Annotated in this window: 4 protein-coding genes and 1 pseudogene; 4 read left to right on the top strand and 1 reads right to left on the bottom strand. The window is 39.5% G+C overall.

Annotated features, from left to right (window positions below):
* The first annotated feature begins 96 nt into the window (after nt 1–96).
* The 4 genes from glgB to glgA are packed head-to-tail and all read left to right on the top strand — an operon-like array spanning nt 97 to nt 5,762.
* Nucleotides 97–2,046, top strand: a complete 1,950-nt coding sequence (gene glgB, locus AC52RT_RS17790) for a 1,4-alpha-glucan branching protein GlgB (protein ID WP_495541984.1) — start codon at nt 97–99, stop codon at nt 2,044–2,046.
* The gene (locus AC52RT_RS17785) at nt 2,036–3,184 is read left to right on the top strand and encodes a glucose-1-phosphate adenylyltransferase (protein WP_495541983.1); all 1,149 of its coding nucleotides are present in this window, start codon (nt 2,036–2,038) and stop codon (nt 3,182–3,184) included. The genes glgB and AC52RT_RS17785 overlap by 11 nt, the downstream gene beginning before the upstream one ends.
* A gap of 27 nt (nt 3,185–3,211) precedes the next feature.
* On the top strand, nt 3,212–4,318 hold the full coding sequence (glgD, locus tag AC52RT_RS17780; protein ID WP_495541982.1) for a glucose-1-phosphate adenylyltransferase subunit GlgD: 1,107 nt from the start codon (nt 3,212–3,214) through the stop codon (nt 4,316–4,318).
* A 16-nt stretch (nt 4,319–4,334) separates the two neighbouring features.
* On the top strand, nt 4,335–5,762 hold the full coding sequence (gene glgA, locus AC52RT_RS17775) for a glycogen synthase GlgA (RefSeq protein WP_495541981.1): 1,428 nt from the start codon (nt 4,335–4,337) through the stop codon (nt 5,760–5,762).
* Nucleotides 5,763–5,803: 41 nt separating this feature from the next.
* On the opposite strand, the pseudogene AC52RT_RS17770 reads toward glgA, so the two are convergent.
* A pseudogene (locus AC52RT_RS17770) lies at nt 5,804–5,869 on the bottom strand (hypothetical protein); the annotation flags it as partial.
* Nucleotides 5,870–6,058: the final 189 nt, after the last annotated feature.

The following is a 6,058-nucleotide window of genomic DNA, read 5'->3' as shown; positions in this document are numbered from 1 at the left end:
TTTAATTAAAGGATATTATTTATCGAAGGGCGAATATTTTATAGGAGAGTAGGGTAAAGAGGAATAATTACCATTAAATTGGAGGAGGTGTAGGAAATGGAAAAAATGATCGAAGTACCTAAACAACTCTTTCCGAGTGATTTTGACGTCTATCTTTTTCATGAAGGTACATTATTCGAGAGTTATAAGATGCTTGGCGCGCATTTGGTTTCAGAGGAAAATCTCGATGGAGTCCGCTTTGCAGTTTGGGCACCTCATGCAAAAAATGTGTCTATAGTGGGGAATTTTAATGGTTGGAATGGCGGTCAAAATCGAATGCAGCGACTAGCTTCTTCGGGGATATGGGTAGGGTTTATTCCACACCTGAAAAAAGGAGAAATATACAAGTACGAAGTGACTGGTCCAGGCGGTCAGAAAGAATTGAAGGCGGATCCATATGCTTTTTATTCAGAGCTTCGGCCGGCAACTGCTTCGGTAGTCTATCCCTTGGATACATATAAATGGAATGATCAAAAATGGATGACAAAACGCAAGAAGACGGATATATACCATAAACCAATGGCCATTTATGAAGTTCACCTTGCCTCATGGAAGCAAAAAGAAAATGGCGAATTTTATACATATCAGGAGCTTGCTGATGAGTTAGTGGAGTATGCAGTTGAGAATGGCTTCACACATATTGAATTAATGCCTGTAATGGAGCATCCGTTTGATGGTTCATGGGGCTATCAGATTACTGGTTTTTATTCAGCGACAAGCAGGTATGGCACTCCTGAACAATTAATGTACTTTATTGATCGCTGCCATCAAAGAGAGTTAGGGGTCATTCTCGACTGGGTGCCGGCACATTTTTGTAAAGATATCCAAGGACTTGGCCGTTTTGATGGTACTCCCCTTTACGAATCGGCGGATCCCTTGCGAGCTGAGAGACCAATTTGGGGGACATATAGTTTTGATTATAGTAAACCTGAAGTTGTAAGTTTCCTCATTTCAAACGCGATGTTTTGGATGGACGTCTATCATGTTGACGGATTCCGCATTGATGCTGTATCCTCGATTGTTTACTTAAATCACGATAATCCATTACCTGTTAAATTATCGAATCAATACGGCGGAGATAAGAACCTTGAAGCCATTGCCTTCTTAAAAAAATTAAATGAAACCATATTCGAGAAATTTCCTGGTGCTCTGATGATGGCCGAGGAAGCAACCGAATATCCGCTGGTAACTGGTCCAACCTCTGCTGGAGGGCTTGGTTTCAATTACAAATGGAATATGGGATGGGCGAATGACATACTTAAATATATGAAGCTTTCTGTAAATGAACGTCCCAAGCATCATCATCTTTTAACTTTTTCCTTTTTTTACGCATTTTCTGAAAACTATGTCCTTCCGTTTTCACATGATGAAATGGTTCATGGAAAACGATCATTAGTGAACAAAATGCCTGGTGACTACTGGCAGAAATTCGCTAATTTACGTCTTTTATTCGGCTATTTATTCACACATCCTGGAAAAAAACTTCTATTTATGGGCAGTGAGTTTGGGCAGTTTGATGAATGGAAATACCGAGAAAAAATGGATTGGATGCTTTTGGATTTTGAGTCACATTCTAAATTTTTTAACTATTATAAAGAATTAAATAGTTTTTACAGAGAAACGCATTCGTTATGGCGTCTAGATCATGAATCAGAAGGCTTTGAATGGATTGATGCTGATAATGCCGGCCAGAGTGTCATCACCTTTATACGTCGAGGAAAACGGAAAGGCGATTATTGTTTAATCGTTTGTAATTTCTCTGACTCTGTTTACCGGGACTACAAAATAGGGGTTCCTTCGAGCGGTCTGTATTATGAAGCCTTTACTAGTGATGCAGAATCTTATGGAGGTTCAGGTACGTTCAATGCAGATTTTATTCATGCGGAGAAGGTTCCTCACCATAATCAACCATGCAGTATGGAAATAACAGTACCACCGCTTGGAATGACCATATTTAGGAAGCAAACAAAAAAACGACAGAAGGGAGTCGATTTAAATGGCATCTAAAAAATGGGTAGCAATGCTTCTAGCAGGTGGTCAGGGATCGAGACTCGGAGAATTAACAAGTGATTTAGCGAAACCAGCCGTACCATTCGGCGGTAAATACCGGATTATTGATTTCACATTAAGTAATTGTACACATTCAGGTATTGATACAGTTGGGGTACTGACACAATACCAGCCGCATATTTTGAATTCTTATGTAGGAAATGGACGTCCTTGGGATCTTGATCGGAATTACGGTGGAGTTGCACTCCTGCCGCCATACAAGGATAAAGATGGTGGTGAATGGTACAAAGGCACAGCGAATGCCGTCTATCAAAACTTTCATTATATTGATACGTATGACCCTGAATATGTTCTCGTAATTTCAGGTGATCATATTTATAAAATGGACTATAACAAAATGCTTGACGCTCATATTGCCAAGTGTGCACATGCGACCGTAGCTGTCATTGAAGTACCGTGGGATGAAGCACACCGATTTGGGATTATGAACACGGACGATACAGATCAAATTATTGAATTCGATGAGAAACCAAAAAATCCAAAGAATAACCTTGCATCGATGGGGGTTTATCTATTTAACTGGAAACATCTCAAAAAATATTTAACAGAAGATGAAAAAGATATTGGTTCCAGCAACGATTTTGGTAAGGATATTATGCCTAAAATGCTCAATGACGGGGCTAATTTGCAGGCTTATCGGTTTAAGGATTATTGGAAGGATGTAGGGACGGTTGAAAGCCTATGGGAAGCTCATATGGATATGCTTGAAGAACCGACTGTCTTTGAACTGGAAGATCCAAACTGGCAAATCTACGCAGGTAACGCCAATCATCCACCGCAATATATCTCTGAAGAGGCTGATGTAACTCAGTCCTTAGTCAACGAGGGATGCATGGTATCGGGCAAGGTAGTTCATTCTGTTTTATCTTATAATGTGCAGGTCGGAAGCGGCACAATCATTAAAGACTCAGTGATCATGCCTAACGTGAAGATTGGCAAAAATGTCACGATTGAGAAGGCAATTATCGGCAGTGATACCGTTATTGAAGACGGAGCTGTAATTGGTGCACATAAAACGGGAATCACACTGATTGGTGAAAATCAAACCATTTCATCAACGTATGCAAAGTCGTAACTTCATTTAATTGAGGGGGAAGCTTATATGAGTAATGTACTGGGTGTAATTAATCTCGTCAATGAACGACCAATTTTAAAAGAGCTGACCCATCATCGTTGTCTGGCTTCTGTACCATTTGGAGGCCGTTACCGGATGATTGATTTTACCATGTCAAACTTTATGAATGTCTGTGTCAGTAAAGTCGCTATTTTTACGAAAGATAAGTACCGGTCCGTAATGGACCATCTCGGTTCTGGAAAGGAATGGGATCTTGATCATCGCTCCCAGGGGTTGTTCATTCTGCCGCCTATTCATCCCGATGAACAAATCAAGGGAGATATTCAACAATTTTATGATCATCTAGAGTTTTTCAAACGGGCTACGGCTGATACCGTGATTATCGCACCGGGGCATCATATTAGTAAAATCGATTTTAATGAAGTGGTCAAAGAACACGAAAATTCTGGTGCGGATATCACGGTCCTATATAAGAATTATGATGGAGAAGCTGTCCAAAAACCGATTTATCATCAGTGTACGCTTGATTCTAGAGGAGAAGTACTTGATATTGAGTTGTATACTTCGCCTGCCACCGGTGATCATGTATGCCTCGAAACATATGTGATCCGGAAACAATTATTAATTGATTTAATTAAGAAATGTATAGAGAATGAGGAATACGATTTTCTGAAAGATGCAGTAAAAGCTAATCTAAAATACCTTCAAGTTCAAGGCTATGAATTTGCTGGACATATGCCGTTCATACATTCACTTTCAACGTATCACAAAAGCAATATGGAGTTTCTTAATCCGGATATCATTAACGACTACTTCTACAATTCTTGGGATGTTTTCACAAAGGTAAAGCATGAAGCACCAGCTAAATATGCAATTTCTTCAAAGGTGTCTAATTCACTGGTCGCAAATGGGTGTTTCATTGAGGGTACGGTTGAAAATAGTATCATTTTCCGCGGTGTAAAAGTGAAAAAGGGTGCGGTCGTTAGAAATAGTATTATTATGCAAAAGGGAGATATTGAAGAAGGGGTTCATATTGACCATGTTATTACGGATAAACAAGTAATTATTACGAAAGATCAAACGATTACGGCCAGGCAGCAACCCACTGTAATTAAAAAAGGCGAAGTCGTTTAATGGAGGGTTTACGAGCATGAATGTCTTATTTGCAGCATCAGAGTGTGCCCCTTTTGTAAAGACAGGGGGACTCGGGGATGTCATTGGCGCTCTCCCTCTTGCACTTACCAAAGAAGGAGCAAACGTCAGTATTATTTTACCCAAATATGGTGATCTTTCACAGCATTATAAAGATCAGATGCAATGGATAAAGAGTATTGAAGTACCGGTAGGCTGGAGATCAAAATTTTGCGGCATAGAAAAATACGATTATCAGGGGATTACCGTATATTTCCTTGATAATGAATATTATTTTAAACGTCACGGCAGTTATGGTTTTGGGGATGACGGCGAACGATTTGCTTTCTTCTCTCGAGCTGTACTGGAGGCTTTACCATATCTCGAGAATCAGCCTGATCTCATCCATTGCCATGATTGGCAGACAGGCCTGATTCCCGTTCTTTTAAAAGCTCATTATGATAAGCACCCTTATTATGAAAACATAAAAACGGTCTTTACCATTCATAATTTACGTTATCAGGGTGTGTACTCAAAATCGGTTTTATCAGACTTATTAGACTTAAGTGAACTTTATTATCATATGGATGGGTTAGAGTTTTACGGAAATGTCAGCTACCTTAAAGCTGGACTAGCTTATGCAGATTGTATAACGACTGTAAGTCAAACCTATGCAGCTGAAATCCAAACACCATATTATGGTGAAAATTTAGATGGTTTCCTTCGTAAAAAAGGAACTAAGCTACATGGAATTGTTAATGGAATCGATGATTTTTCCTATAATCCTGAGCGTGATGAACAGATATTTCTGCCTTATGAAGATAGCGAGGGGAAGGCGGCCAATAAAAAGCATCTTCAAGAATTACTCGGGCTGCCGGTACGTGATGACATACCGATTATATCCATCGTTACGCGTCTGGTAGACCAAAAAGGAATTGACCTTATTCTTCACATTTTTCATGAAATGATTGGTCTGAATGTACAGTTTGTCGTTTTAGGGACAGGGGATCAGCGGTATGAAGATTCTTTCAGGTATTTTATGGACGTATATCCTGATAAAGTGTCCGTACAACTGTATTTTGATGAAACAATGGCAAGAAAAATTTATGCGGGGTCTGACATGTTCCTAATGCCTTCAGCCTTTGAACCATGTGGAATTGGACAGTTACTGGCATTTCGTTATGGTACATTGCCGATTGTTCGTGAAACAGGAGGATTAAAGGATACGGTTATTCCTTATAATCAATTTACAGGAGAAGGAAATGGTTTTAGCTTCGCTAATTATAATGCTCATGAATTACTGCATACGATTGAACAGGCAGTTGCTCTTTATCGTTTTGAACCTAAAAAGTGGGAAAAACTTGTCTCGCGTGCTATGGGACTAAATTTTAGCTGGACTGCCTCTTCGCAGCAATATCTTGCGCTATATAAAGAGTTAATGGACTGAATATAAAAAGGACCGTTTTCGGAGTGTTCCTGAAAACGGTTCTTTTTATGTTTGCTTTCAAATCTTTGCAAAGTATCTTTCTTTGTTTTCGCTTTTCTCGACTTCATGTGTACCTACATAACAAAAGCAACAACTCCGTAGAATTGTTGCTTATAGGAAAAAACTGTATGGAGATTTATCCTATCTCCTTGATCAAATCATCTAATGAATTGTAGTGATTGATACGACCGGCTGCAATGTCTGCCATTGCATAGTCCAAGCCACACATAGGGCGTTTCTGCCCTGTGGAATAGTTC

It is taken from the genome of Peribacillus sp. (genome assembly GCF_059453735.1).
Note: the sequence above shows the minus strand (reverse complement) of the source record. Positions and strands in the feature narration are given on the sequence as shown.